Origin of the sequence: Paraburkholderia sp. BR10954 (assembly GCF_040965775.1) — a bacterium.
Lineage (GTDB): Bacteria > Pseudomonadota > Gammaproteobacteria > Burkholderiales > Burkholderiaceae > Paraburkholderia > Paraburkholderia youngii.
Map to the genome: position 1 here is coordinate 1 of NZ_JBFRCK010000157.1, position 1,536 is coordinate 1,536.

1 protein-coding gene is annotated in these 1,536 nt (G+C 52.4%); it reads right to left on the bottom strand.

Going from position 1 to position 1,536, the window contains the following annotated elements:
- Positions 1-103 precede the first annotated feature (103 nt).
- The gene (locus tag AB4Y34_RS41545) at positions 104-1,090 is read right to left on the bottom strand and encodes a glycerophosphodiester phosphodiesterase family protein (RefSeq protein ID WP_176370170.1); all 987 of its coding nucleotides are present in this window, start codon (positions 1,088-1,090) and stop codon (positions 104-106) included.
- Positions 1,091-1,536 lie beyond the last annotated feature (446 nt).

Below are 1,536 nucleotides of genomic sequence, written 5' to 3' on the forward strand. Positions count from 1 at the left end.
CTTCTCAACATCCTGCCGCTTCCCCTGTACACCAGATTCGACAATAGCTCTTTGATTTTGCCCATGCACCTTTAGACCGGTGCAATTTCATTGGTTCAATGGACTAGTCGTGAAGCCCCCTCGCACGGAGGTAGTCGCGTAGCCCTGTCGGTTTGTCGGTGGTTATGAACGTAAAGCTTTGCCCGCGCAAATAGTCAAAGTCGCCTCGATTGTCGGCCGTGTCCTTGCCGCCAGAATAAGAGAAATAGAGATCTGATAACCGGTAGCAACAATGTCCGTCGTTGTAATAGAACTGGCCGTCACCTGGCCCATCAGGGATAGCGTTAAAGACGCCAACTGCATAGTTGGCATTTTTGACCGTGTCGAGTTGGCCTTGAAGCAATCCAAGGAACTGTTTTACGTTGACCTCGAATGCTGTGCTGCCGCGGCGTTCCCGCCAATCATCGATCGAAGCCGGTACATCAATTTTCCCCAACATATTGGTTGTGTAAACGGGTATGGCTCGAATAGCGGTTGCACCACTACTGAATGAAGCGTAGGTCGGATAGAGAGTTGCGTTGACCTTTACGGCGACAATGTCGCGCGCTCGATCCCCGAATTGTTCTCGTGCGCGGACGTCGATGGCATGCACCGCATCTTTCGTTTTGGCATCGAAGATGATCGGAATCGTCAAATGATGTTCTTTCCAATAGTCGAACACGTCAGTGACACTGGGCACGGTATAGTCTGTGGCGCTGTCACGCGACGGCGTTAAGAGATTCAGTCCCTTGACGGTTTCCCAAGGCACTGTGTTCACGGCAGGATTCGAGCCTGTGTTTAGAATTGGATCATATTGTGTCTTATCGCCGACGAAGTTATACACGTCCGTCGTGCGCCCCAGGTTGAAATCGTGCATGATGACCGGTACGCCTTCGCTCGTTAGCTTCACGTCGAGTTCCACCGCGTCGCAGCATGCATCATCTGCCGCCTGCAGCGACGCGAGCGAATTCTCGGGCGTGCGCGGATTCGGCGCGGACTCGCCCCAGAGTCCGCGATGCGCGAGCACTGTGACGTTAAAATGTCCTTTTTGTGGATCAAACAAGCCGGCCATTCTTGCTTCAACTGACGGACAGGCCGCTGACGGTTGAGACGTAAGAATGAAGGCGGCGAGAACGACAAACCCGGAAAAGTGTGTTCGAAGACGTGACAACGAGGGCACCGCGTACATAGATCACTCCAATTGGCTATTTGAAGCGACCCGGATTTTGTGGATGCTTCAACTTTTGAGACGAGCCTTGAATAAAAAGGGCGACTGCGCCATCCGTATCGAAAGTCTGGCATTCATCCATGAAGCCTTCGTGAACCTCGTCTGTTGCATCATCTGCTGGACAAGGAGGGATTCCCTGTGCTGTCAGGCGAAAATGCGAAGATAGGAGACCTCATTTTGTTAAGGTTTACCAAAGTCCAGGCATTGACGCCCCGCTCAGCTATCTTGAAAGCAGCGCGAATCAGTTGGGGAAGAGTAATGTCGCGGTTGAGTCTTGGCCGGGAACTGTT